This window comes from Actinomadura miaoliensis (genome assembly GCF_039536785.1).
Classification (GTDB): domain Bacteria; phylum Actinomycetota; class Actinomycetes; order Streptosporangiales; family Streptosporangiaceae; genus Spirillospora; species Spirillospora miaoliensis.
Genome location: NZ_BAAAZG010000040.1, coordinates 128239 through 151442, shown reverse-complemented (window position 1 = coordinate 151442; position 23204 = coordinate 128239). Strand labels below are relative to the sequence as shown.

21 protein-coding genes are annotated in these 23204 nt (G+C 72.2%); 6 read left to right on the top strand and 15 right to left on the bottom strand.

Annotated features, from left to right (window positions below):
- Nucleotides 1–237: 237 nt before the first annotated feature.
- A complete protein-coding gene (locus ABD811_RS26900; RefSeq protein WP_344953048.1) occupies nucleotides 238–1653 on the top strand; it encodes a PP2C family protein-serine/threonine phosphatase in 1416 nt (471 codons plus the stop codon).
- Between the two features lie 186 nt (nucleotides 1654–1839).
- On the opposite strand, the gene ABD811_RS26895 is transcribed toward ABD811_RS26900, so the two are convergent.
- The 6 genes from ABD811_RS26895 to ABD811_RS26870 form a co-directional block, all read right to left on the bottom strand.
- Entirely contained in the window at nucleotides 1840–2370 is a 531-nt protein-coding gene (locus ABD811_RS26895) for a MarR family winged helix-turn-helix transcriptional regulator (RefSeq protein WP_344953046.1), read from the bottom strand.
- Nucleotides 2360–3082, bottom strand: a complete 723-nt coding sequence (locus tag ABD811_RS26890; protein ID WP_344953044.1) for an SDR family NAD(P)-dependent oxidoreductase — start codon at nucleotides 3080–3082, stop codon at nucleotides 2360–2362. Before ABD811_RS26890 ends, ABD811_RS26895 begins: the two co-directional genes overlap by 11 nt.
- A 159-nt stretch (nucleotides 3083–3241) precedes the next feature.
- A complete protein-coding gene (locus tag ABD811_RS26885) occupies nucleotides 3242–5905 on the bottom strand; it encodes an MMPL family transporter (RefSeq protein WP_344953042.1) in 2664 nt (887 codons plus the stop codon).
- Between the two features lie 77 nt (nucleotides 5906–5982).
- Complete coding sequence (locus ABD811_RS26880) at nucleotides 5983–7791, bottom strand: fatty acyl-AMP ligase (RefSeq protein ID WP_344953040.1); 1809 nt, start codon at nucleotides 7789–7791, stop codon at nucleotides 5983–5985.
- Between the two features lie 333 nt (nucleotides 7792–8124).
- On the bottom strand, nucleotides 8125–8376 hold the full coding sequence (locus tag ABD811_RS26875) for a TFIIB-type zinc ribbon-containing protein (protein WP_344953038.1): 252 nt from the start codon (nucleotides 8374–8376) through the stop codon (nucleotides 8125–8127).
- Nucleotides 8377–8572: 196 nt separating this feature from the next.
- Nucleotides 8573–9862: a hypothetical protein gene (locus ABD811_RS26870; protein ID WP_344953036.1), complete on the bottom strand. Its 1290-nt coding sequence runs from the start codon at nucleotides 9860–9862 to the stop codon at nucleotides 8573–8575.
- 401 nt (nucleotides 9863–10263) lie between these two features.
- On the opposite strand from ABD811_RS26870, the gene ABD811_RS26865 reads away from it, so the two are divergent.
- The gene (locus ABD811_RS26865) at nucleotides 10264–10935 is read left to right on the top strand and encodes an IclR family transcriptional regulator (protein WP_425549464.1); all 672 of its coding nucleotides are present in this window, start codon (nucleotides 10264–10266) and stop codon (nucleotides 10933–10935) included.
- 20 nt (nucleotides 10936–10955) lie between these two features.
- Here the strand turns inward: ABD811_RS26865 and ABD811_RS26860 are convergent, their stop codons facing one another.
- Nucleotides 10956–11321, bottom strand: coding sequence for a YkvA family protein (locus ABD811_RS26860; RefSeq protein ID WP_344953032.1), 366 nt, complete (start codon nucleotides 11319–11321; stop codon nucleotides 10956–10958).
- A gap of 416 nt (nucleotides 11322–11737) precedes the next feature.
- Between ABD811_RS26860 and ABD811_RS26855 the strand changes: the two genes are divergently transcribed.
- Nucleotides 11738–12811, top strand: a complete 1074-nt coding sequence (locus tag ABD811_RS26855) for an alpha/beta hydrolase (protein ID WP_344953030.1) — start codon at nucleotides 11738–11740, stop codon at nucleotides 12809–12811.
- Between the two features lie 144 nt (nucleotides 12812–12955).
- Here ABD811_RS26855 and ABD811_RS26850 read toward each other — a convergent pair whose 3' ends face one another.
- The 3 genes from ABD811_RS26850 to ABD811_RS26840 all read right to left on the bottom strand — a co-directional run bounded on the left by ABD811_RS26850 (nucleotide 12956) and on the right by ABD811_RS26840 (nucleotide 16560).
- The gene (locus ABD811_RS26850) at nucleotides 12956–13621 is read right to left on the bottom strand and encodes a septal ring lytic transglycosylase RlpA family protein (RefSeq protein WP_344953028.1); all 666 of its coding nucleotides are present in this window, start codon (nucleotides 13619–13621) and stop codon (nucleotides 12956–12958) included.
- 590 nt (nucleotides 13622–14211) lie between these two features.
- A complete protein-coding gene (locus tag ABD811_RS26845; protein WP_344953026.1) occupies nucleotides 14212–15084 on the bottom strand; it encodes a hypothetical protein in 873 nt (290 codons plus the stop codon).
- A gap of 369 nt (nucleotides 15085–15453) precedes the next feature.
- Complete coding sequence (locus ABD811_RS26840) at nucleotides 15454–16560, bottom strand: ferritin-like domain-containing protein (RefSeq protein ID WP_344953024.1); 1107 nt, start codon at nucleotides 16558–16560, stop codon at nucleotides 15454–15456.
- A gap of 187 nt (nucleotides 16561–16747) precedes the next feature.
- Here ABD811_RS26840 and ABD811_RS26835 point away from each other — a divergent pair, with 187 nt between their 5' ends.
- The gene (locus ABD811_RS26835; protein WP_344953022.1) at nucleotides 16748–17782 is read left to right on the top strand and encodes a CE1 family esterase; all 1035 of its coding nucleotides are present in this window, start codon (nucleotides 16748–16750) and stop codon (nucleotides 17780–17782) included.
- On the opposite strand, the gene ABD811_RS26830 is transcribed toward ABD811_RS26835, so the two are convergent.
- Together ABD811_RS26830 and ABD811_RS26825 are read right to left on the bottom strand one after the other, a co-directional pair.
- Nucleotides 17739–18338, bottom strand: a complete 600-nt coding sequence (locus ABD811_RS26830; RefSeq protein WP_344953020.1) for an LURP-one-related family protein — start codon at nucleotides 18336–18338, stop codon at nucleotides 17739–17741. The two genes, ABD811_RS26835 and ABD811_RS26830, sit on opposite strands and share 44 nt — an antisense overlap.
- A 59-nt stretch (nucleotides 18339–18397) precedes the next feature.
- A complete protein-coding gene (locus tag ABD811_RS26825; protein ID WP_344953018.1) occupies nucleotides 18398–19021 on the bottom strand; it encodes a TetR/AcrR family transcriptional regulator in 624 nt (207 codons plus the stop codon).
- Nucleotides 19022–19186: 165 nt separating this feature from the next.
- Between ABD811_RS26825 and ABD811_RS26820 the strand changes: the two genes are divergently transcribed.
- The gene (locus tag ABD811_RS26820; RefSeq protein ID WP_344953016.1) at nucleotides 19187–20524 is read left to right on the top strand and encodes a GH1 family beta-glucosidase; all 1338 of its coding nucleotides are present in this window, start codon (nucleotides 19187–19189) and stop codon (nucleotides 20522–20524) included.
- Between the two features lie 25 nt (nucleotides 20525–20549).
- Here the strand turns inward: ABD811_RS26820 and ABD811_RS26815 are convergent, their stop codons facing one another.
- Nucleotides 20550–21050 carry a MarR family winged helix-turn-helix transcriptional regulator gene (locus tag ABD811_RS26815; protein WP_344953014.1) on the bottom strand — a complete coding sequence of 167 codons (501 nt, stop codon included), beginning with the start codon at nucleotides 21048–21050 and terminating at the stop codon, nucleotides 20550–20552.
- Nucleotides 21051–21153: 103 nt separating this feature from the next.
- Here ABD811_RS26815 and ABD811_RS26810 point away from each other — a divergent pair, with 103 nt between their 5' ends.
- Nucleotides 21154–21675: a cupin domain-containing protein gene (locus tag ABD811_RS26810; RefSeq protein WP_344953012.1), complete on the top strand. Its 522-nt coding sequence runs from the start codon at nucleotides 21154–21156 to the stop codon at nucleotides 21673–21675.
- A 42-nt stretch (nucleotides 21676–21717) separates the two neighbouring features.
- On the opposite strand, the gene ABD811_RS26805 is transcribed toward ABD811_RS26810, so the two are convergent.
- Together ABD811_RS26805 and ABD811_RS26800 are read right to left on the bottom strand one after the other, a co-directional pair.
- Nucleotides 21718–22842 (bottom strand): CapA family protein, encoded by a 1125-nt coding sequence (locus tag ABD811_RS26805; protein WP_425549463.1) that lies wholly within the window; start codon nucleotides 22840–22842, stop codon nucleotides 21718–21720.
- Nucleotides 22843–22889: 47 nt separating this feature from the next.
- Complete coding sequence (locus tag ABD811_RS26800; RefSeq protein ID WP_344953008.1) at nucleotides 22890–23135, bottom strand: hypothetical protein; 246 nt, start codon at nucleotides 23133–23135, stop codon at nucleotides 22890–22892.
- Nucleotides 23136–23204 lie beyond the last annotated feature (69 nt).

Genomic DNA, 23204 nt, shown 5'->3' with positions numbered 1-23204 from the left:
GGCGCGGCGGGCGTCCAGGCGGCGGGGGGAGCGGCCGCGCGGTACCCCGGCGCCGACCGGGAGCCGCCGGGCTTTGGACGGCGGCCCGTGGCCCGGCGCGGCCGGGATGAGCATGATCCTTTTTCAGCGCCTCACCGGGGGAGCGCGCTGATTTTTTGCAGGCGGTCTTTGGCGCCGTCAGCGTCGCTCCTACTGGTGCTAGACGCGCGTAGTGTAGGTAGGGAGTGGTTTCGCCTGGTGAAGGGCGCGGCGGCGGAACCGGTGGCCGTATCAATCGGTCGTTGCGGGTTTGAGGCCATGAACGGTGGCGCATCTGCCGATCTGTCGGTGGGCGAACGGGTGCTGGCCGAGGTGCTGCGGGTGGCACGGGTCCAGCCGCCCGCTCAGCTCGCCGATGTGATCATGGAGCATGCCCAGCCGCTGGGTGTCCGGCGCGCGGTGGTCTACCTGGCCGATCTGCAGGAGACGGTGCTCGTGCCGTTGCCCTCGCACGCCGACATCGTCGCCGACATCAGTGACGAGGTGGACGTGCGCGATCCGGGCGCCATAGTGGCGGATCGCGGCGTGGTGCGGATCGAGGGCACGGTGGCCGGGCTGGCCTACCGGAAGCTGACCGTGGTGACGGCCGAAGACAGCGACACACCCGGCGAGGTGACCCTGGTGGATGAGCCGGTGCGGCAGCATCGTGTGTGGCTGCCGCTACTGGACGGTACCGCTCGGCTGGGTGTGCTGGAACTGGTGCTCGAGCATCTGGACGAGCAGGTGCTGCAACGATGCCATCTGCTCGCCGGGATGGTGGGGTTGCTGGTGGCCAGCTATGGCGTCCACAGCGACGCCTTCGACCAGGTGCGCCGCCGCGAGCCGATGCATCTGTCGGCCGAGATGGTGTGGGCGTTCATGCCCGGCCAGACCTACGCCACCGAGGACGTGGTGATCTCCGCCGCCGCCGAACCGGTCTACCGGCTCGGCGGGGACGCCTATGACTTCTCCAGCATGGACCACACGGTGCACCTTTCGCTGTTCGACGCCGCCGGGCACGACCTGGTGGCCGGGCTGGTGGCAGCCGTGGGTCTGGCCTCCTGCCGCAGCACCCGCCGCGCCGGCGGCGGCCTGACCGACATCGCCCTGCTCGCCGACACCGCGATCCGCGAGCACTCTCCGGAATGGCGGTTCATGACCGGCCTGCTGATCAATCTGCATACGGGGACCGGCCGGCTGGAGTGGGTGAACTGCGGTCACCCACCGCCGCTGCTGATCCGCCGGAACAGGGTGGTCAAAGAACTGCCCGGTTTGCCCGACCCGCCCATGGGGCTGCTGGAGGGCGCGAGGCCGCGCGTCCGCTGCGAGACGCTCCAGCCGGGCGACCGTCTGCTGTGCTACACCGACGGCGTCACCGAAGCACGGACCCCGGAGGGCGAGCAGTTCGGAGTGGACCGGCTGGCCGACACGATCATCCGGACCACCGCGGCCGGCATGTCCGCGCCCGAGGCGCTACGCCGCCTCATCCATGGCCTGTTCAGCGAACAGAGGGGCGGGGCGCTGAGCGACGACGCCACCGTCCTGCTCACCGAATGGCGGCCCACCATCCCCACGGGTTCCGTCCACAACTCCTTTCAGACGCTGCCCAATTCAACGTCCAACCACGCTGAGTGACGGAAATCAGGACTGGCACGGCCGCGGGCCTGACCGCCTACCGGCCGTGGAGGGTCGGGGCCGGTTGGGCGTTCAGAGCAGCCGCAGCGCGCGCCGCATCAGCGTGTGATCGTCGGCCAATACGCTGCGCGAGGTCGTCGACCAGCCGCACACCTTACGGCGAGTGAGTTCGTCTGGGGGACGTGGTCAGTCTCCGACCTGGCCGGTCAGGGTGGGGCCGCCGAGGCCGGCGAGCAGTTCGCGGAGCAGGTCGGCGAGTTGCTCGCGGCGTTCGGGTGCGAGGTGGCCGATGAGGCGGTCTTCGGCCGCGAGCAGGTCGGCGACGACGCGGTCGAGCAGGGCGTTGCCCGCGTCGGTGAGGGTCACCGCGCGTGCGTGGTAGCCCGACCCGGTGGTGGTCCGTTCGACCAGCCCTGCCCTGACCGCCCGCTCCACCCGCTGGGTGATCGCGCCGCGCGTCACCATGCACGCCTCGGCCAGCTCCCCCGGGCTCATCCGGTACGGCGGGCCCGAGCGCCGCAGCGTGGACAGCAGGTCGAGCGTCGCGACGTCCACGCCGAGATTCGCGAGGAGACGGCGGCGCTCGTCGCCGAAGACCTTGGCGGCCCACCAGATCCGGGTGATGACCCCGATCGACTCCACCGGGACGCCCGGCAGCTCGCGCCGCCAGGCGTCCTGGATGGCGTCGGCGTGGTCGCGCGGCGGCTCAGCGGCCACGTTCGGCTCCGCCGTTCACCTGGATGATCTGCGCGGTGACGTGCCCGGCGCCGGGCGAGGCGAGCCAGTGCACGGTCTCGGCGACGTCCTGTGGCGTCCCGGCCCGGCCGGTGTGGGTCTGGGCGACGAGCGTCGCGCGGCGTTCGTCGTCCAGGGCGCCGCCGAAGAACTCGGTGTCCTCGATGAACCCCGGGGCGACCACGTTCACCGTGACGCCGCGCGGCCCGAGGGCGGCGGCGAGGTCGAACGCGTACGGATGCAGGGCCGCCTTCATCGGGCCGTACGAGGTGCCGCCCGACCCGCGCAAGGCCGCGATCGAGGTGATGAACACGATCCGCCCGGACGGGTTCAGCAGGTCGCGGAACGCCTCGGTCGGCAGCACCGCCGTCAGCACGTTGGCCCGGAAGTTGCCCGTCCACCGCTCCGCGACGCCGTCGCGGCCGCCGCGCCATTCGACATTGCCGCCCGCGTTGTTGACCAGCACGTCGATCGAGCCGAAACGATCCGCCAGGACAGCACGCACCCGCTCGACCTCCGCCGGCTCGCTCAGGTCGGCCGGCAGTGCGGTGCCGCCCAGCTCCCCGGCCGCCTTCTCCAGTACGTCCGCGCGGCGGCCGATGATCACCACTCGGTCCCCGTCGGCCGCGAAACGCGCCGCCACCGCCCTGCCGATGCCGGTGCCGCCGCCGCTGACCACGATCGTGCGCGTCATGCCAACCTCCCTTGAGTTTAGATCTAAACTCAACCCTACAGGGAGATCCGAACGGCATTGCTCCCGGGGGACGGCGATGTCAGGATGCGCCTTCACATCGCCGTCGTGGGCGCGCCTGCGGCTGGCGAGTCATGCACCGTCCGACGGCGGCCGCAGTGGCTACACGTCGTCCTTCCAGCGCCATCCGGTTCCGTCCGGGGCCGGCACGATTTCCCGCTTGCTCTGGACGGCCTGCCGCTGCGGTGGCGTCGGCTGCCCGTCCGCCCAGGGACGCCACGGCCCGTCCTTGCGCACGCCATTGCGGGCGTGGCCGTTGGCGCCCTCTCGCGTGCGTGCTCGCCCTGTGGGTGCAACACCGGAAGACGCACGCGCGCGCTCAGCGCCGTTCGTGCTCGTTGCCGTGGGCCCGGCGTGCTGCGTTGCGGAAGGTGGTTCGGGGGCGGGTTCCCACTGCAGGGGGATGGGAGACGGTGGCTTGGACGCCTGAGGCGCGGGTGCGGGGGCGGGGGCAGGCGAAGGTGCGGGGGCGGGGGTGGGTACGTCGTCGCGTTCGCGGAGGTCCATGTGGGAGTGGAGGCCTGCGAGGGGGCCCGGCAGCCACCAGTTGGCGGAGCCCATGAAGCGCATGGTGGCGGGGACGAGCAGGGAGCGGACGAGCACCGCGTCCACCACCACCGCCACGAACATGCCGACGCCGATGAGCTTGACCACGGTGATGCCTGCCGTGCTGAACGCCGCGATGACGACGAGGAACAGCAGGGCGGCGCTGGTGATGATGCCGCCCGTGCGCTGCATGCCGACGGCGACGGCGGTGCGGTTGTCGCGGGTGCGGTCCCATTCCTCGCGGATGCGGCTGAGCAGGAAGACCTCGTAGTCCATGGACAGGCCGAACACCACCGCCAGGATGAGGATCATGCTGGTGGCCTCGACGCCGCCGGTGGGGGTGAAGTCGAGCAGTCCGGCGAGGTGGCCGTACTGGAAGCCCCACACGATCGCGCCGAACGACGCGCCGATGGACAGCACGTTCATCACGATCGCCTTGAGCGGCAGGACGAGCGAGCCGAAGAACATGAACAGCAGCAGGAACGTGGCCACGCCCACGAACACCGCCATCTTCGGCAGGCTGCGCATGAGGCTGGACATCAGGTCCATCTGCCCGGCCGTGCTGCCGCCGACGTCGATGTGCAACGGGTAGCCGTCCTTGGACAGCTCCATTGCCCGGATGCGTTTCACCAGGTCCTGCGCCTGGGGCGCCATGGGCTCGTACCGGTGGGTGACGGAGACGCGCACGCCGCCGTAGGTGCCGGAGTAGCCGGTGAAGCGGGCGTCGGTCACGCCCGGAAGGGCGGCCAGGCTCTTGCGGAAGTTCTCCAGGTAGGGCGGGATGCTGTCGCCCTGGCGCGTCGGCCGCCAGTTGCGTGGGACGAGGTCTCCGGAGATGACGACGTCGATGGGTTCGGCCGAGCCGTTGGGGAAGTCGCGCTTGACCGTCTCGACGACGGCGCGGGTGGGGCTGTCCTTGGGCAGGACGCGCGCGTCCACGCTGGAGAACTGCACGTTGAGGAACGGCCCGAACAGCACGCCCAGGATCGCCAGCGTCACCGCGAAGTACGGCAGCGGATGCTTCATCACGCTGTGGCCGAGCCGGTACCAGAAGCCGGAGTCGGGGTCGCGCCGCGCGCGCCCGGGACGCCGCCATGGCATGCGCCCGAACTCCACCCTGGGGCCGAGCAACGCCAGCATGGTCGGCAGCAGGACGGTCGCGCCGAACACGGCGACGAGCACGGTGGCTATGCCCGCCAGGCCGATCGTCCGCAGGAACATCTGCGGGAACAGCAGGAGGCCGCCGAGCGCCGCCGACACCGTCACGCCGGAGACGACGATGGTGCGTCCCGCCGTGGCCAGGGTGCGGGCGAGCGCGGCCTGACGGATCGGGTCCAGCGTCTTGCGGTGCGCCTTCCTGGCGGCGCGGCGTTCGCGGCGGTCGTCGGCGGACTTCCACGGCTTGCCGTCGGGGACGCCACGCTCCGCCATGCCGTGCGCCAGCTCCTCCCGGAACCGCGACACCACGAACAGCGAGTAGTCGATGGCCAGCCCGACGCCCATCATCGTGACGACCTCCAGCGCGAAGGACGTCACGTCGGTGACGTAGGTGACGGCGTGCAGCACCGCCAGGCCGCCGACGATGGAGAACAGCGCCACGACCATCGGCAGCAGGGACGCGGTGATCGCGCCGAACAGCAGCAGCAGGAGGATCAGCAGCGGCAGCGCGGTGATGGTCTCGGCGCGCACGATGTCGGTCACCACCTGCTCGCCGAACTCCAGGCCGAGCGGGACGCTGCCGCCCAGCCGGGTGTCGAGGCCGGGCGCGTCCAGCCGGTCCTTGACGGCCTCGTAGTTGCGCGCCTTGGCGGCGTCGTCCGAGCCGCGCAGTTTGATGGCGACGAACGTCTGGTGCCGGTCGCGGGAGGCGAACGAGTCCGCGTCGTCGCCCTCGAACGACCAGTACGACATCTGCTCGGCCACCCGGTCGGTGGGCAGCCGCGCGACGGTCGTGACCACGGCGGCCATGTACCGGGGGTCGTCCACGGTCATGGTGTCGCTGCGGTACAGGACGAGCACGTCGGGGTTGGTGCTGCCGAAGTAGGTGGCGCCCAGCTTGGCGACGAGGGTGGACGACGCCTTGGGGTCCTCGAAGCCGCCCTGCTTGAACCGCTCGAAGACGCCCAGGCCCCAGCCGCCGGCCAGCACGGTGCCCAGCAGGATCAGCACCAGGCAGGTCCAGCGCCGTCGGTGGATGACACGCCCCAGCCCGGCGAGCATGGTCCTCCCGTGTTGTCGGGGCCGCCGGTTGCGGTCCGGCGGCCGTGGCCCCGGCCGGGTGGCGGCCGGGGCCGAGGCTAACCGTCCTTGCGGCGCGACTCCAGCCGCTGCCGGGTGGTGGGCAGCGCGCCGTCCAGATACCGCTGCCGCGTGGCGGAGCGGGCGATCTTGCCGCTGGACGTGCGGACGACCGCGCCCGGCTCGACCAGCAGGAAGTCGTGCACGCTCATCTCGTGCTCGACGGTGACGGCGGCGCGCACGGCGTTCTCCACCTCCGCCAGGTCCAGGCGGGCCAGCGGGACGCGGCGGTTGCGTTCGGCCACCACCACCAGCAGCTCCCCGGAGTCGTCGCCCTGGACGGAGAACGCCGCGACGTGGTCGGGTCGGACGGCGTCGTGCGCCTCCTGCACGGTGACCTCGACGTCCTGCGGGTAGTGGTTGCGGCCGTCGACGATGATGAGGTCCTTGATGCGGCCCGTCACGTACAGCTCGCCCTCGTGGACGACGCCGTAGTCGCCCGTCTTCAGCCACGGCCCGGCGGGCAGGTCGCCCGGTTCGGCCAGCTCGCCGCCGAAGGTCTCCCGGCTGCGTTCGGAGTTGCGCCAGTAGCCGTGCGCGGTGTTGGGCCCGTGCACCCAGATCTCGCCGACCCGCCCGTCCGGCTGTTCGCGCCGGGTCTCCGGGTCGACGATCGCGACGATCTGCCCGACGGGACGTCCGCACGACACCAGCGCCCCGGCACGGTCGGAGCCCTCGGCGCACAGGACCAGCTCGCCGCGTGTCAGCGCCTCCCGGTCGGCGTGGACGACCCTGGGCGGGGTGTCGTCGGCGGCGGCGGACACGAACACCGTCGCCTCGGCCAGCCCGTACCCCGGGGCCTGCGCGCCCGGCCGCAGCCCCGCCGGGCCGAACGTGCCGGCGAACACCGACAGCGTGGACGTGCGGATCGGCTCGGCCCCGTTCAGGCAGGTCACCAGGCCGGACAGGTCCAGCCCGGCGAGCCGTTCGGGGGTCGCCTGGGACGCGACGTACTCGTAGGCGAAGTTCGGCCCGGCCGTGTAGACGTTCTTGTTGGGCCGCTCGGCGATCAGCTCCAGCCAGCGCATCGGGTTCATGACGAACGACACGGGGTCGGTGTAGATGGCGTGGTCGCCGTTCACCATCGGCAGCGCCATCGTGGCGATCAGCCCCATGTCGTGGAACAGCGGCAGCCAGCTCACCAGTTCCGGGTCGGGCCGCTCGGGCGCCCATCCCGCCCACAGCTGCGCCGCGTTGGCCGTCACGTTCCCATGGGTGATCTCCACCCCGGCGGGGCGGCGGGTCGAGCCGGAGGTGTACTGCAGGTACGCCAGGTCGTCGAAGCCGATCGGCTCGTCGCGCCAGTCGCCCGCGAGCGCCTCGTCCACCTCGTCGGCGAAGACGATCTCGCGGGGCCGCGGCACGTCGTTGTCGGCCAGGAACTTCTCCACGTGCGGCAGCGCGTCCCGCGAGGTGACGATCACGGCGGGCGCGGCGTCGGCGTAGGCGCCCAGCAGCCGCTCGGCGTGCCCGGGCAGGTCCGGCGAGAACAGCGGCACCGCCACCACGTGCGAGTACATCGCGCCGAGCATCGTCATCATGTAGTCGAGCGTCTGCGGCAGCAGCAGCGCGGCGCGTTCGCCCGGCTCGGCGGCGGCGCGCAGGCGTGTCGCCATGGCGCGGGCGCGCCGGTGCGTGTCGGCCCACGTCGCGGTGACCTGCACCCCCGCGGGGTCGAGGGAGTAGTCGACGAAGGTGAAGGCGGGGGCGTCCGGCTTGTCCGCGGCCCACCGGGCGACCCGCTCGATCAGGGGGGTACGGCCCGAACCGCCGGGCGCCAGTTCGGGAAGCAGCGAGCCCAGTGCCATAGATCATCTCCGGGGGGAAGGGCCGCGTGCGGCGTCGGACGGAGGTCCGGCCGGCTCCGCTGGTCCCGGCCGGCCTCCCGGTGTCCGGCGCCCTCCGGGGGCACGCGGCGGTGATCGTGCAGCGCGAAGTTACCCGATGGTACAGAAGAGTGACACGCGTGCGCGGCACATTACCGCAAGCACGATTTATCACCCGGATGACAAGCGGAATTACCGGCCGATATGCGTTTCCCGGAAACGGTCACCCTGGGTGCGCGCGCCGTTCTCGACCGCTTCCCGGCCACCGCCCCGGAGACCCGGCGCGGGCGCGGTCCCTCGCGTCGACGGCGGCGGTCAGCCGGCACCGCCCGAGAAGATCTGCTGGACGATGCCCCGGCGATGCCTCCCCTGGTAGGTGGTCTGCGGATTCTCCCCGTCCGACAGCTCGGCCAGGTACCGGCTCTCGGCGTCGATCAGCTGCTCCAGCTCGCCGCGGTCGAGGAACACCCCCTGACACCCCGGGCATTCCTCGATGATGACGCCATGCCGCTCATGGGTGTGAAGGGCCGAATCGCACTTGGGACACTGCAACGTCGCCTCTGACATACCGGATCCCCTGTCCGCAACGAGGGCGTTTACTGTTAGCCGGATAGCTTAGTGAGGCAATTACCGTTTTGGTATGGTCCGACCGATGTGACGTCCATCGATCCGGAAGCCGTCCGTTCACCCGTGTCGCGTTAGGACGGCCGTCACCCGGGTGACGACACGCACGCGTCAACCTCGCGGCTCCCGCGCCCCTCCGTCAGAGGACGTCCTGCGAGCGCCTGGCGGCCCGTACCGCCATGGACTCGGTCAGACGGCTGCGCAGCAGCGCCAGGCACGTCGCCAGCCACAGCAGCGCCACCTCGGCGACCACGACCATGCCGAGCACGACGAGCCACGGCGTCCCGGTCTGCCCGTACAGGCCGGTCGGCGAGATCAGCGTCATGCCGTTGCCGGCCAGCGGCAGCCGACCGTCGGGCGGCGCCACGAACGGCGGCGACGCGGACGGCATGGGCGGCATCGGTTGGCCCGCGCCCGGCGACGACGGCGGCACGGTCCCCGGCGCGGCTTCCGGCGCCTGGCTCGGTGCGTTGTCCGGCGCGTTGCTCGGTGCCCTGCTCGGCGCGCTGCTCGGCCCGGCGCTCGGCGCCTGGTCTGGTGCCTTGCTCGGCGCTTGGTCCGGTGCCTTGCTCGGTGCCTGGCTGGGTGCGTGGCTCGGCGCGGTGCCCTGTGTGGGCTGCGGGACGGGCACCAGGCCGGAAGGCGGCACCTTCGCCGAAGGCTCGCGCCCGCCCTTCAACGTCGACGTCGCGTGCGGGGTGGGCCGCTTGTGCTTCGTGGACGGCCTCTTCGGCTTCTCGGGGGCACCCGCGACGTTGGGCGCCTCACCGGTTTTGAGCTTCGGCCTGTGCTTGCCCTTCGGCTTGTGCCCGCTCTTCGCCCTGTCCTTGTACTTGAGCTTGTACTTGTGCTTGGGGACGTGCTTGTGCGGCTTGTCGGGCCTCGGCGTCGAGATCGTCACGTCGGGCCGGCTGGGGGAGTCCAGTTCGGGCGGCGTCTTGGGCCCGTCCGGCGCCTTCGGCATCTTCGGCATCTTCGGGACCTTCGGCACCGGAGGCACGTCCGCCGGGAGGCCGACGGGCGGGGGCGCGATCCGCACCCGGGACGGCCGGTCGGCGTTGCCCGCCGTCACCAGCGCGGTGAGCGCGGGAAGGCGGGCCAGGCGGGACGCGCGCGGAACCCGGACGTCAACGCGCAGCCGCCGCGACCGCTCGACGTCCCCCAGCACGCATCGCAGCCGCTGCCCCGCCGCCGCGCACTGCGACGGATGCCGCCCCCACGACAACGGTCTGGGCGCGGACAGGCTCAGCCACACGTTCCGGGCCCTGCCCCCGTGGGCGCGCACCGTGAACGCGTAGGTGTGGACGCGTTCGCGGGCGAGCGTGCGGGCGCCGACCAATGTCGCCGAGGCGGTCAGCCGTACATCGCTGGCGTCCGCATGCGGGCCGGTGAGCAGAACCGGGGGGACGGCCAGCGCTCCCCCGAGCATCGCGACGCCCCACCGCCTGGTCGGCAGCCGGACCGGCCACCGGCCACGAAGCCGGGTTCGCAACCACGTGCGAAGCCGGGCCCGCCGCCGGGCCCGGGCGCGTCCGAACACGACACGTTCCCCGGTAGGCACCCGCTCCCCCTCGTCTGCGGCCTCCTCCGCCCGGGGGGACGGCGCCGGTCGGCGCCGGGCTCAGAAGATTATTTCCAGTGGATCACTCTGCGTAACATACGCCGTCTCTTTCGCGCACCGAAATCGACTCTCCGTAGAATCGGACGGTCGCGAGAAAGGAGCCGCCGGTGGCGCAGGCCGGGAACGCCCGGGCGGGCGGTGCCCAGGCCGTCCGCTCCCTGGAGCGCGCCTTCGAGCTGCTGGAGCACCTGGCCGACGCGGGCGGCGAGATGGCGCTGTCGGAGCTGACCGAGGTGTCCGGGCTGCCGATGCCGACGATCTACCGGCTGATGCGGACGCTGGTCAACCACGGGTACGTCCGGCAGGAGCCGTCCAAGCGGTACGCCCTGGGCCCGCGCCTGATCCGGCTCGGCGAGGGCGCCAGCCGCCTGCTGGGCACGTGGGCGCGTCCGGCGCTGGCCCGGCTGGTGGACGAGGTCGGCGAGACCGCCAACATGGCCGTCCTGGAGGGCGACGAGGTCGTCTACGTGGCGCAGGCCCCGTCCCGGCACTCCATGCGGATGTTCACCGAGGTGGGACGGCGCGTCCAGCCGCACTGCACGGGAGTGGGCAAGGCGCTGCTGTCGCTGCTGCCCGAGCCGACCGTGCGCGGCATCCTCGCGCGCACCGGCATGGCGGCCCAGACGCCGCGCACCATCACCGACGCCGACGCCCTGGTGGCGGAGCTGGCGCGCGTCCGCGAACGCGGCTACGCGGTGGACGACGAGGAGCAGGAGGTCGGCGTGCGCTGCGTGGCCGTGCCGCTGCCCGGTGCGCCCACGCTGACGGCGATCTCGGTGTCGGGGCCGTCCGTGCGGCTGACCGCCGAGGCCGTCACCGACATCGTGCCGGTGATGCGCGCCGCGGCCGAACGCTTCACCCGCGAGCTCGGCCCGTCCTGAGCCCCGGTCCGTGCGGGCCGCTAGTCGATGACGTCGCCGACGACGACCGTCGGGCGTCCGCCGCGTTCCCAGTTCACGTAGTCGCCCGCCGCCTTGACCAGCACGGCCGCCAGCCACAGCGCGACGCCCGTGTCGTCGGCGAGCCCGACGACGGGCACCAGGATCTCGGGGACGGCGTCGATCGGGGACAGGATGTAGACCAGCCCCACCGCCAGCAGGCCCAGGGTGCGGTACGGCAGCCCCTTGTACTCGCCGCGCAGGACGGCCTTGAGCATGCGCGGCACCGCGCGGATCCGCGTCAGGAGCCCGGGGGTGTCGGGGCCGAGCGTCTGGCTGTAGATGTGCCATGCCTGGCCCGCGGCCGCCGCTCTGCGTTTGCTGTTCACAGGCTCTCCCTCGTCCGCCTCTCGTCTGGCCGGTGTCCGGGCGCGGCCGGCCGGACCCACCTGCCGCGCTCCACTGTTGGACGCCCGATTCGCCAGACTTGTTCCCCTGGCGCGAGTTTCGTCCCCCCACAACGGGGACGCGACGCATGTCCCCGCCCCCGATGCTCGCACTCCTGCCCAGGTGGAGCCGCTTGGGTTACCCGAAGTGAGGAATGCGTCACTAGGTCGTACGAGCTACGGGGATTCGGCCGCATTATTCGCCGTCCGCTGGAAACATGATGTTGGGGAACCGTCTGGGTTGTGGGAGGGGCGCCGGCTCCCAACGCTCCGGCTCCCGGCGTTCCCGCACGACCGGCCGGCACGGCCGGTCCCACACGCCCGGCACAGTCGACACCCCCAGGAGCTGACACGAGCAGATGAGCGGCGACCGACCGTACCGCCCCGACGTCGGCCGGCCCATCTCCGGCACCGCCGACGGCATCGGCTACCTGGCCCTGCCGCCGACCGCGGTGGACGCCCGCCCGGCGGGCCCCACCCGGCTGATCGTGGCCTGGCCGGGCTTCGACCCGCCCCGCACGGCGCCCGCGCTGGCCGCCGCACTGCCGCTGACCGGGGTGCCGACCTGGCGCGTCTACCTCGAACTGCCCGCCGTGGACGGCCGTCCGGCCAGTGGCCTCGACTCGGGCGCGCTGCTGACCTCCGAGGGCGTCGAGGCGTACGGGGCCGCGGTCGAGCAGGCCGTCGAGCGGCTGCCCGCCGTGCTGGCCGACCTGCGGCGCGACCTCGGCCTCGGGGACGGCCCGATCGGCCTGGCCGGGTTCTCGGCGGGCGGCGCCGTCGCGCTGCTGACGCTGGCCCGCGGCGTGGTGCCGGTCACCGCCGCCGCGCTGGTCGCGCCCGTGGTGGCGCCCGCGCACGCCGCCCGCTCCCTGGAGAAGCGCTCGGCCCGCGAACGCGACTGGAACGAGCGGGCCACCGCGCTGGCCGAACGGCTCGACCTCGGCGCCCGCGCCGGCGACGTCGCCGCCCGGGACGCGGCCCTGCTGCTCGTCGGCGGCACCAAGGACCGCCTCGTCCCGCCCGGCGAGATCACCGCGCTGCGCGACCTGCTGCTGCGGCGCGGCGCGTCGGCGGTGGAGTCGGCCACGTTCCGGATGGGGCACGCGCTGGCGGCCGAGCCCGGCACCGACGCGCGCCCGCCCACCACCGAGGCCGTGCGGGTCGACGGGGTGGTCACCGACTGGTTCCGCGACCGGCTCGCCGAGGTGAGCCCGGATCTCGGCTCCGGCCAGGTCACCGCCGACGGCCGGACCGGCGCCGACCATGCCGGCGCGGGGGCCTCGGCGTCGCAGACGCTCCCGGACGTCGCGGCGGCCTCAGGGGGCGCCGGGGCCGCCCCGCCCGCGGCCGCCCGGCCCCAGGACGGCACGGCGGACGACGGGCCCGCGCAGGGGCCTGCTCCGGTGCGTTTCGAGGGGTCGAGGGTCTAGGCCGCGAGCGGGAGCGGCGAGGGGGTACCTGCTGACCGGCCGGTGACGGTCAGGGGCGTCGGGGGGCGCTCAGGCGTCGAAAGGGGGCGACGCTCAGGCGTCCAAGGGGGCGACGCTCGGGCGTCCAGGGCGTGAGGCGGGCCGTCAGGCGCGGGCCAGCACCTGGTAGCGGACCGGGATCACCCCGGAGCCGGTGCCGCCGACCTTGGCCATCGCCGCCCGGGACAGGTCCAGGCAGCGGCCGCCCACGAACGGGCCGCGGTCGTTGATGCGCACGGTCACCGCACGGCCGTTGTTCTTGTTGATCACACGGACCTTGGTGCCCATCGGCAGGCTCCGGTGCGCGGCGGTCAGCTCGTCGGGGTCGAACCGCTCGCCGCTGGCGGTCGTCTGCCCCTGCCAGTAGTAGGACGCCTCGCAGGAACCGGTGCGCACGACCCTGGACTTGCGCTTCTTCTTTTTCTTCGCCTGGGCCTTGAGCGCGTCCTGGGAGCCAGAGGACTCGGATTCCTCGGGCGCCTTGGTGGGCGCGGGCGTCTCGGTGGGCTGCGACGGCTCGGCGGACGCCGACGCACTGGGGGACGCGGAGGGGTCGGGGGAGCGCCTCCCGCCGCGACTGGCTCGGTCGGGGGCGGTGCGCGGCTGGTCCGCCTGCGGTGCCGTGTCGAGCGCGGCGCGCGTGGCCCCTGGGTCGCGGCCGGCCGAGGCCAGCGCCCAGGCGCCCGCCGCGAGAACGGCGGCGGCGACGCCGGAGATGATGACGATTTTCCTGAAGTGGCGTTTGAGGCGATGCTCGCCAGACCTACCCACGGAGAGTCCTTCGGTCGGGAACAGGACCCCGGACGCCCGGCGGGCCTCTGGCACCGCCGTTCGGCGCGGCGGGCAGGCCGCGCGGACATCGTCGCGTCACGGAATCCCCCGCCGCGCACGGTCGGCCCGTCCCGGGGTGAACGACCCCGCGGGCACGTGCCGCGGGCCATCGGCGAGCCCCGGCTGACCGTGCGCCTGTTATCAGCGCCACCGCATCATCGCGGAAATTCGGCGTCCGGCAGGTGCGGCGCCGAACTCGCGCATCACGGATCCCGGCGGACGCCGCACACAAGTCCATGACCGTACGTTGAAATTCGCGGGAATCAACCGGTGGGCCGTCGTTTGTGGGGTTTGTCACGGTGACTTTTTGCCCGCTGAAGTCGATCACATACGCACCGTGATCGAATTTCAAGATCGCCTTTGCTGACCATTGGATGTCGATCTCGTGGAGATAACTGGTGGTCAGCCGGAATGTTCACAAACAGCGAACGGGGCGCCGCGCGGATCGCGCGACGCCCCGTTGTGACGGGATCGGTTCAGCGGGTGCCGTCTGCCCCATTCGTGCCGGACAGGCCACGCCCTCCCGGCATCTAGCTCAGCGACAGCGGCGTGGCGGACGCGCTCTTCTTGGCGTGCGCCTCGCCCTGGCCGGACGCCGGGCGGCCGGCATTCTGCTTGCCGGCGCCGGTCGGCGCCTGCGGCGCCTGCGGCGCCATCTCCGAAGCGTCCTTGTCGGCGTCCGACTTCCGCTTGTTGTTCCCGAGCTTGTTCAGCACACCGCCCAGCAGCTGGCGCAGCGCGCCGCCGACACCCGCCTCCGACGGGGCATCCTCGGCCGGCGCCCGGCGCGCCTGCGACCGGCCGACCGCGCCCTGCGCGGTGCCGGCCTTCCGGGCCGACTTTCCAGGCGACCGCGACAGGCGGCCGTTGACGGGCGCGGCGTCCGTGGGCAGCGCGGTGCCCGAGGCCAGCCTGAACCACGGGTCGGCCTTGCCGCGAGACGACGTGACGTGCTTCTTGTTGTCGCATTCGCGCTGGGCCTTGGAGTCCTTGGCGCCGTCGTTGGACGTCTCCTGGGAATTGCCCGTCTTGCAGTCGCTCTTGACTTCGACGAACTGCTCCTGGTTGTTGTCCAAGTCGCCGGGCCACGGCGCCTTCACCGCGTCGCGGGCTCCCAGCGCGCGACGGGCCCTGAACTGCAGGTCCGTGTGCCCGTCACCCTTGACGGACCCGGCCTTCCCGCGCACGCCCAGCATGCCGTCGACCGCCGCGGTGGGCCTCTTGGCGACCTTCCCGACGGTGGGCACGAGCGGCGCGGGGGCGATCGTGTCGACGCTGTGACGGACGGCACCACCGGCCGGCCCCTGGTCGGCCAGCACCCCCGGTGCGGCGGCGACGGTCACGGCGGTGGCCACGGGGGCCAGTACCGCGCCCCTGAGCAGGCTCCTGACGGATCGATTCATTCATCCCCCCGGCGTTGGTCGTTTCGACCTTTGCGCGTGTGCACGCCGCCGAACCGGTTCTTGTCACCGGACGCGGTTTTCCGGCACACCGACGTGCGAGGACGTTAGTACGTCCCCGGCGGCCGCAGGGCGAACCGCCGGATCAATTGGCCAACGCAGAAGAACATTTAGCGAATCGACATACGCCGTTTCGCGCCCCGTACGCGATCTTGACCGTCCGGCGGGAGAATCGTCCCGGCCGGTCATATCGGCCCGGCCGGGACGAATTGCGACCGGAAACGCAACCGCCCGGGTGGTGCGTCGACCCGGGCGGCCGGACCGGTCGGGCGCCAGCCGAATTCAGGGGCGGAACCGGTCCGAAACGGGAGGTCAGGACTCCTGGCCGAGGGCGATGGCCGCGTCGACCTCCTGCCTGCGGACGGCCAGCTCCTGCTCGTAACGCTCCCGGTCGACGGCGTCGGCGATCTCCTCATCCTGGCGCATCAGCGCGTCGAGGTCGGCCTTGGCGTTGTCCAGGACGCCCATGTCGGCATAGGCGGACCGCACCTTCTCCCCCCACAGCCCGATGTCCTTCACGCACGGGACGATCCGGCTGAACAGCAGGGACTGGTAGAGCGTGTACATCTCGGAGTTCTCGACGTACTCCATGCACTCGTCCACGGGCAGGCCGAGATTCTCGACCACTTCGCGGCCCTTGAAGCGGTCGCGCATGAGATAGCAGCCCTCGACGACGAACTCCTCGCGTTCGGCCCGTTCCTTCTCGGTGAGCTCGGCGTAGTAGTCCTTGAGCGCCAGGCGGCCGAACGCCACGTGCCGGGCCTCGTCCTGCATGACGTACGCCAGCAGCTGCTTGACCAGCGGGTTGGTCGACATGTCCCGATACACGCCGAACGCGGCCAGGGCCAGCCCCTCGATGAGCACCTGCATGCCGAGGTAGGGCAGGTCCCAGCGGCTGTCCTCCAGCGACTCGGCGAGCAGCCTGGCCAGGTCCTGGTTGATCGGGTAGTACATGCCGATCTTCTCGTGCAGGAACCGGGTGTAGAGCTCGACGTGGCGCGCCTCGTCCATGGTCTGGGTGGCGGCGTAGAACTTGGAATCCAGGTCGGGCACGGTCTGCACGATGCGGGCCGAGACGTTCAGCGCGCCCTGCTCGCCGTGCAGGAACTGGCTGAACAGCCAGGAGCCCTGGTGGCGGCCGTACTCCTGGCGTTCCTTCTCGGTCATCCGGTCCCAGATGCGGGAGCCGAACAGCGGGTTGAACTGCTCGGGCAGGCCGACCACGTTGTTCGGGTCCACCTCCAGGTCCCAGTCGATGCGCTTCTGCGCGTCCCACTGCTTGTCCTTGCCCTTCTGGTACAGGCTCAGCAGCCGGTCGCGGCCGTCGTCGTACTCCCAGGTGAAGCGGGTGTCACCGGACATCGGGACGTTCCACGTCTCCTGGGGGACGGGGCTGGTGTAGAAGTCGAACGAAGTCACCGGGGTGCCTCCTCGGGGCGCCGACGTCGCTGTCGCGACGCGAGGGGTTGTGCCGCGGGGCCGTCCCGCGGGCTTTGTACCGCCCACGTGCTTTACATCTCTTCGTAACATGTAAAGCCCCGCGGAGGCCATACCCCCGTGGCCGTACGGGCCGCGCCGCGGGCGCCCCGGGCATACGATCGAAGGCGTGCTTCGCCAGGTCGTCGCCCCGCTGCTCGGCATGGCGCTGACGCTGACCGCCTGCTCGGTGAACGGGTCGCGCGGCTCGTCGCCCGAACGCCGGCCGACGAGCACGGGCAGGGCCGCCGCGGCGGCCGCCCCGAGCGAGGGGTGCACGCGGACGCCCGCGGTCTCCAGCGGCCAGTACCGCTTCGGCGGGCGCCCGTACCTGCTGACGCTGCCGCGCTCCCACGGCCGCACGCCCCTCCCGCTCGTCCTCGACCTGCACGGGCTGCGCTCCAACGGCTTCCAGGAGGCCGTCTACAGCCGGGTCGCGAGCCTGGGCGCGGCGCGCGGGTTCGCCGTCGTCGAGCCGAACGGCGCGACCCGGCCCCGGGGCTGGAGGCTGCCCGGCATGGCCGGCGGCACGGTGGACATCCGCTACGTCCGCGACCTGCTCGACCACCTGGAGGGCACGCTGTGCGTGGACACGCGGCGCGAGTTCGCCACCGGGTTCTCCAACGGCGGAGGCATGTCGGCCGCGCTGGTGTGCGGGCTCGGCGGACGGCTGGCGGCCGTGGCGCCGGTGGCGGGCCTGAACCTGACGCGTCCGTGCGCCAGCCCCCGGCCCACGACGATGCTCGTCTTCCACGGCACGGCCGACCCGATCATTCCGTACGGCGGCGGCGCCCCGTACAACGGCAACGAGGCACGCGTCCCGGACTGGATGCACCCGGCGGGCGGCGGTCCGCTCGTCCTGCCGTCCGTGCGCGGCCAGGTCGAACGCTGGGCGCGGCTGTTCGGCTGCGGACGCACCTCCCGGCGGCAGGCGGCCGCGGGCGTCACCCTGGTCAGCCGCTCCGGATGCCGGGACGGCGCCCGGGTGGACTTCTACACCGTCGCCGGCGGCGGCCACAGCTGGCCGGGCTCCCCCGCGCTCGGCGCCGGCCCCAGCACCACGCGGATCGACGCGACCCGCATCATGCTGGACGTCTTCGCCGCGACGAAGGCCCGGCAGGTCAGCGCGACTGGAGAGCGTCCAGCGCCACGGCCTGGGCGATGACCAGACGCCGGTCCAGGGCCGGGTCGGCGATGTCGATGACGTAGCGGTCGCGCAGCGCGAACTTCTTCTCCACCGAGAACGCCGGGCGCCCGTCGACGGCGAAGTCGAAGTGGTACGGCCAGGCGAACGGCACGTTGTTGACGAACGGCAGGAACTCCCAGACGCGGCGCAGCACCGCCACGGCCTGGTTGCGCTCGGTGCCGGTGGCGGTGCCGACGCCCGGCTGCTCCAGATGCCAGGTCGACGACAGCAGCGACTTGCGGAAGTCCTTGCGGAACACGCCGATCGGCCCGCCGTGCTCGTCGGCCACGTCGTACGCGCCGCCCAGGTCGATCACCTTGCGGGCCTTGAACGACACGAACGGCCGCGTCTTGGAGTCGTCGGTGTAGAGGGTGACCTGCTCCTTGAAGGCCATGCGCTTCTGCTGCGCGAACGCGACCAGCTCGCCTTCGGAGCCGTCGGCCGCCGCCAAGCGGACCTCGTACTGGTTCACCATCAGGCGCACCCGCTGGCGTACGAGGAAACGGGTCTGTGCCTGGAGTTCGTCGACGTCCACCGTTCTCGTCCTCCGGCCGGGGGAAGGGGGAATGGGCGGAGTGTCCCACAGATCCCGGATCAGCGGTCGCTGATGTGGTGGGCGAGGTAGGCGTGGATGAGCCGCTCGGCCTCGGCGACGATGTCGGGGTCGCCGTCGGGGTCGCGGCGGAAGGCCATCTTGAGCACCGCGTCGCCGGCCTCCACCGAGATGGCCAGCGCGCGGGCCAGCTCCGGGCTGTCGGCGACGCCGAACCGCTCCACGATCATGACGCGCAGCCGGTCGGCCACCACCGAGTTGTTGTCGGCGGCGGCGTCCAGCAGGTTGACGTCGGCGACGTCGCCGAAGCGCAGCACCCGGAAGCCGGGCACGGTGCGGTGCATGTCCACGAAGATCTCGATGATGGCGCCGACCGTGTCGGACCAGTGGTCGAAGTCGGCGTCGGCCAGCCGCCGGGAGATCCGCTCGCCGAACCGGTCCAGGTTGCGCAGGGCCAGCGCCTGCGCCACGGCCCGCTTGTCGGGGAAGAACTGGTACACCGAGCCGATCGCCACCTCGGCGCGCTGGGCGATGCGCGTGGTGGTCAGTCCGTCGTAACCGTCCTCGTCCAGGATCTCGGCGCAGGCGTCCAGCATGCGCTGTACGCGCTCGGCGCTGCGGCGTTGGGCGGGACGGCGGCGCAACGGCGTTCGAAGCTCGGTCACCAGACCATTGTCACCTCTGCGAGCGGGTACGGCACCGCCGTGCGGTGCCGCCCGGCACCACCGGTCACCGGCCGTTTCCACCGGCCGGGCGGGCGGTCGGGTGTCTGGTGGGCGGCGCTTCCACCCCCTAGGATCCGAACAAAATTCGCGTTTGGAGGGGTGGCGATGGGGCTTCCGGACGGGTTCCAGTGGGGCGTGGCGACCTCCGCGTACCAGATCGAGGGCGCCGTCGGCGAGGACGGCCGCGGCCCGTCGACCTGGGACGCGTTCTGCCGCGAGCCCGGCCGGGTGCGCGACGGCCACACCGGCGACGTCGCCTGCGACCACTACCGCCGCTGGCCCGAGGACGTGCGGCTGCTCGCCGGCCTGGGCGTGGACGCCTACCGGTTCTCGATCGCGTGGCCGCGCGTCCAGCCCACCGGACGCGGCCCCGCCAACCCCGCCGGCCTCGACTTCTACGACCGTCTCGTGGACGCCCTGCTGGAGCGCGGCATCGCCCCCGCCGCGACCCTCTACCACTGGGACCTCCCCCAGCCGCTGGAGAACGACGGCGGCTGGATGAACCGCGACACCGCCTACCGGTTCGCCGAGTACGCCTACCTGGCCGCCGAACGCCTCGCCGACCGGGTCACGATGTGGATCACGCTGAACGAGCCCGTCGTCGTCACCGCGTACGGCTACGCGTTCGGCCTGTACGCGCCCGGCCGGACGCTCGGCCTGGCCGCCCTGCCCACCGCGCACCACCAGCTGCTCGGCCACGGACTGGCGGTGACCGCGCTGCGCGGACGCGGCGCCCGCGCGGTCGGCGTCACCAACCACTACTCGCCCGCGCGGCCCGCCGACCCGTCCGCCCCCGGCGACCGGGACGCCGCCGACGCGTTCGACGCGCTGATGAACCGCCTGTTCACCGACCCCGTCCTGCTCGGCCGCCTCCCCGACCTGGCCGTCCAGCCCGACGACCTGGCGGCGCACGTCCGGGACCAGGACCTGCCCGTCATCTCCGCGCCGATCGACTTCCTGGGCGTCAACTACTACCAGCCGACCTGGCTGCGCGCCCCCGCCCCCGGTGCGCCGCTGCCGTTCGACATGGATGCGGCCCCCGAGGGGCATCCGGTCACCGGCATGGGCTGGCCGGTCGTCCCGGACGGCCTGCTGTCGCTGCTGCGCGCGCTCAAGGAACGCTACGGGCCCGCGCTGCCGCCGCTGTACGTCACCGAGAACGGCTGCTCGTTCCCCGACGAACCCGGCCCGGACGGCCGCGTGGACGACGACGCCCGCATCGAGTACCTGGACGCGCACATCGCCGCCGTGCGCACCGCGATCGACGAGGGCGTGGACGTCCGCGGCTACTTCGTCTGGTCGCTGCTCGACAACTTCGAATGGGCGGAGGGCTACCACCCGCGCTTCGGCCTCGTCCACGTCGACTACGCGACGCAGCGCCGCACGCCGAAGAAGTCCTACGCCTGGTACCGCGACCTGATCGCCGCCGCCCGCACCGCCTGACCGCCGCCGGGTCGGCGGGCGCCCGTCAGTCCAGGGACGTGTCGCCCATCGACTCCAGCAGGCTGCGCAGCGCGTTGACCAGGTTCTCGCGTTCGTCGTCGTCCAGCACGGCCAGCAGGCGCTCGCCCTGCTCGATGGCGTGCGGGAACACCTCGTCCAGCACCTGGTGGCCGCGCCGGGTGAGCCGGATGCGCACCGACCGGCGGTCGCCGCTGCCGGGCACCCGCTCGACCAGCCCCTTGGCCTCCATCCGGTCGATGCGGTTGGTGATCGCGCCGGAGGTCACCATCGCCGCGCGCAGCAGCGCACCGGGGGTCAGTTCGTAGGGCGGGCCGGAGCGGCGCAGCGTGGTGAGGACGTCCAGCTCCCAGTTCTCCATGCCGAACGGCGCGAGGAACTCCTTCTGCCAGCGGTCCAGGAGCCGGGCGAGCCGGCCGACCCGGCCGATGACGGCGGTCGGCCAGGGATCCAGGTCGGGACGCTCCGCGCGCCACAGCTCCAGCACCTTGTCCACCGCGTCCGCCACCGGACCTCCCGGGCAAACTATCTCAACGTTGACAGTATTGACATTGAGAGATCGACGGAGTTAGATCTCTCAATGTTGAGATTATCAACGTGAGGAGTTCTCGATGTCCCTGGTCTACCCGCCGCCCCGCTACACCGGCGACTCCGGCGAGGTCAGCGCGACGTACCGGCCGGCGACCACGCCGCCCGACTACGTCTCCACGCCCGTCATCTCCAGCGGGCCGACCGTCGGGCAGGGGGTGGAGTACCACTACCTGGCCACCACGGGATCGACGGACGGCGACTTCGGCCTGTACCGCATCGACATGGGGCCCGCGCCCACCGGCCCGACCACCCACTTCCACCGGGGCATCTCGGAGTCGTTCTTCATCCTGTCCGGCACGATGCGCCTGTACGACGGACGGCAGTGGATCGACGCGACGCCGGGCGACTTCCTCTACGTCCCGCCGGGCGGCCTGCACGCCTTCCGCAACGAGTCGGGCGAACCCGCGTCGATGCTGCTGCTGTTCGCCCCGGGCGCGCCGCGCGAGGGCTACTTCGAGGGCATCGCCGACCTGCCGAACATGACCGAGGAGGAGCGCGCCCGGTTCTTCATCGAGCACGACAACCACTGGGTCGACGGCTGAGCGGCCGTCCCCGGCCAGGGACGACCGCTCAGGAACGACCGCTCAGGGGCGGGCGGACAGGCCGGTGCAGCCGCGCAGGCCGTTGTAGCGCTTGAGCTCCGCCGTCGCCGCCGCGCCCGTCATCAGGCGCGGCAGCCCGGCGGAGATGCGGGCGGGCTTCCACTTCGCCGCGGTGATCTTGCCGTTCTCGGCCCGCAGGACCAGCACCCCCGAGTTGGCGGTCTGGCCGTTGGCGGACGAGAACACGAAGTTGCCCAGCCCGTAGTGGACGTACTTGCCCTCCATGAAGCCGCCGCCCAGCGGGATGTGCGCGTGCCCGCCGACGATCACGTCGGCGCCCGCGTCGATGAGCTGCTTGGCCAGTTCCTTCTGCCGGGGCAGCGGGCACGGCTGCAGCTCGGCGCCCCAGTGCAGGTGGACGATGACCAGGTCGGAGCCCTTGCGGGCCTCGCGGACCGCGCGCACCATGCGCGGCACGTTCTTCGCCGACGCCAGGCCGCCCTTGGCGTCGGTGGCCGTCCACTGCGGGATGAGGTGGTCGTCCAGCACCTGGGTGGCGCCGACGATCGCCAGCCGGTTGCCCTTCACGGTGACCCGGTGCGCGCGGTACGCCTCGTCGGCGTTGCGTCCGATGCCCACGGTGGGGAACTTCGTGCGGCGGATCGCCTGGAGGGAGTCGCGCAGGCCCGGCTCCATGAAGTCCATGCCGTGGTTGTTGGCCATGGAGGTGACGTCCACGCCCGCGGCCTTCAACGCGGTGAACGCCGACGCGGGGGCGCGGAAGGTGAACTCCTTGCCCGGCGCGGGCGTACCACCCGTCGTGATGGCCGTCTCCAGGTTCACCATCGCCAGGTCAGCGGCGCGCAGCGTCCTGGCGATGGGGCCGAGCGCGGTGGACGGCTGCGCCAGCCGCGCGCGCAGGTTGCCCTCGAAATGCACGTCCCCGCCGAACGCCAGGATGATCGGCTGCTTGGCCGGGGCGGCGGTGGACGGCGGCGCCGCCGTGCGGGACGCCGAGGGCCGGGCGGCCGTCTTCCCTTCGGCCTCGGCCTTGCCGGAGCCGCTGCTGCACGCCGTCAGGGCCAGCGCTCCCGCCACAGCCGTCGCAAGCGCCCCGTATTTCCGTCTGATCACTGAACTCCCCCACCGCTCGCCGGCACCAAGCATGCCATGGGTTCGGCATGTGTCCCGGCGGGCGATGTGGCCATGTGCGGCTATCGGAGGATGTCGGTGAACGCGCCCTCGTTGTCGCTGCCGGCGCTGCCCGCGCCCCGGTTGAGGTTGAACGTCCGGTCGACCTCCAGAATGCTGTCGTTTCCGCTGTCGGCGCCGGTGTTGTTGAAGATGACGATGCTCGGCGCGCAGTTGCAGATCAGGTCGGCCGCCGCGGCCGGGGCCGCGACGAGGGCGACGGCGCCCAGCAGCACCGCGCCGACCAGAGCCTTGCCGATGACGTGCATGAGTACTCCTGTCCAGGTGAGGCGACACCCGGCCCGCCCGGTGGGTCGGGGCGGGGCGGGCCGGGGTCG

Excerpts from the sequence above, each read along its gene's own strand:
- ABD811_RS26855 (WP_344953030.1), top strand. The coding sequence starts at position 11,738 with ATGAGCGGCGACCGACCGTACCGCCCCGACGTCGGCCGGCCCATCTCC.
- ABD811_RS26820 (WP_344953016.1), top strand. The coding sequence starts at position 19,187 with ATGGGGCTTCCGGACGGGTTCCAGTGGGGCGTGGCGACCTCCGCGTAC.
- ABD811_RS26880 (WP_344953040.1), bottom strand. The coding sequence starts at position 7,791 with ATGGCACTGGGCTCGCTGCTTCCCGAACTGGCGCCCGGCGGTTCGGGC.
- ABD811_RS26885 (WP_344953042.1), bottom strand. The coding sequence starts at position 5,905 with ATGCTCGCCGGGCTGGGGCGTGTCATCCACCGACGGCGCTGGACCTGC.
- ABD811_RS26870 (WP_344953036.1), bottom strand. The coding sequence starts at position 9,862 with ATGCTCGGGGGAGCGCTGGCCGTCCCCCCGGTTCTGCTCACCGGCCCG.
- ABD811_RS26800 (WP_344953008.1), bottom strand. The coding sequence starts at position 23,135 with ATGCACGTCATCGGCAAGGCTCTGGTCGGCGCGGTGCTGCTGGGCGCC.
- ABD811_RS26865 (WP_425549464.1), top strand. The coding sequence starts at position 10,264 with ATGGCGCTGTCGGAGCTGACCGAGGTGTCCGGGCTGCCGATGCCGACG.
- ABD811_RS26890 (WP_344953044.1), bottom strand. The coding sequence starts at position 3,082 with ATGACGCGCACGATCGTGGTCAGCGGCGGCGGCACCGGCATCGGCAGG.
- ABD811_RS26875 (WP_344953038.1), bottom strand. The coding sequence starts at position 8,376 with ATGTCAGAGGCGACGTTGCAGTGTCCCAAGTGCGATTCGGCCCTTCAC.
- ABD811_RS26845 (WP_344953026.1), bottom strand. The coding sequence starts at position 15,084 with ATGAATCGATCCGTCAGGAGCCTGCTCAGGGGCGCGGTACTGGCCCCC.
- ABD811_RS26805 (WP_425549463.1), bottom strand. The coding sequence starts at position 22,842 with ATGCTTGGTGCCGGCGAGCGGTGGGGGAGTTCAGTGATCAGACGGAAA.
- ABD811_RS26810 (WP_344953012.1), top strand. The coding sequence starts at position 21,154 with ATGTCCCTGGTCTACCCGCCGCCCCGCTACACCGGCGACTCCGGCGAG.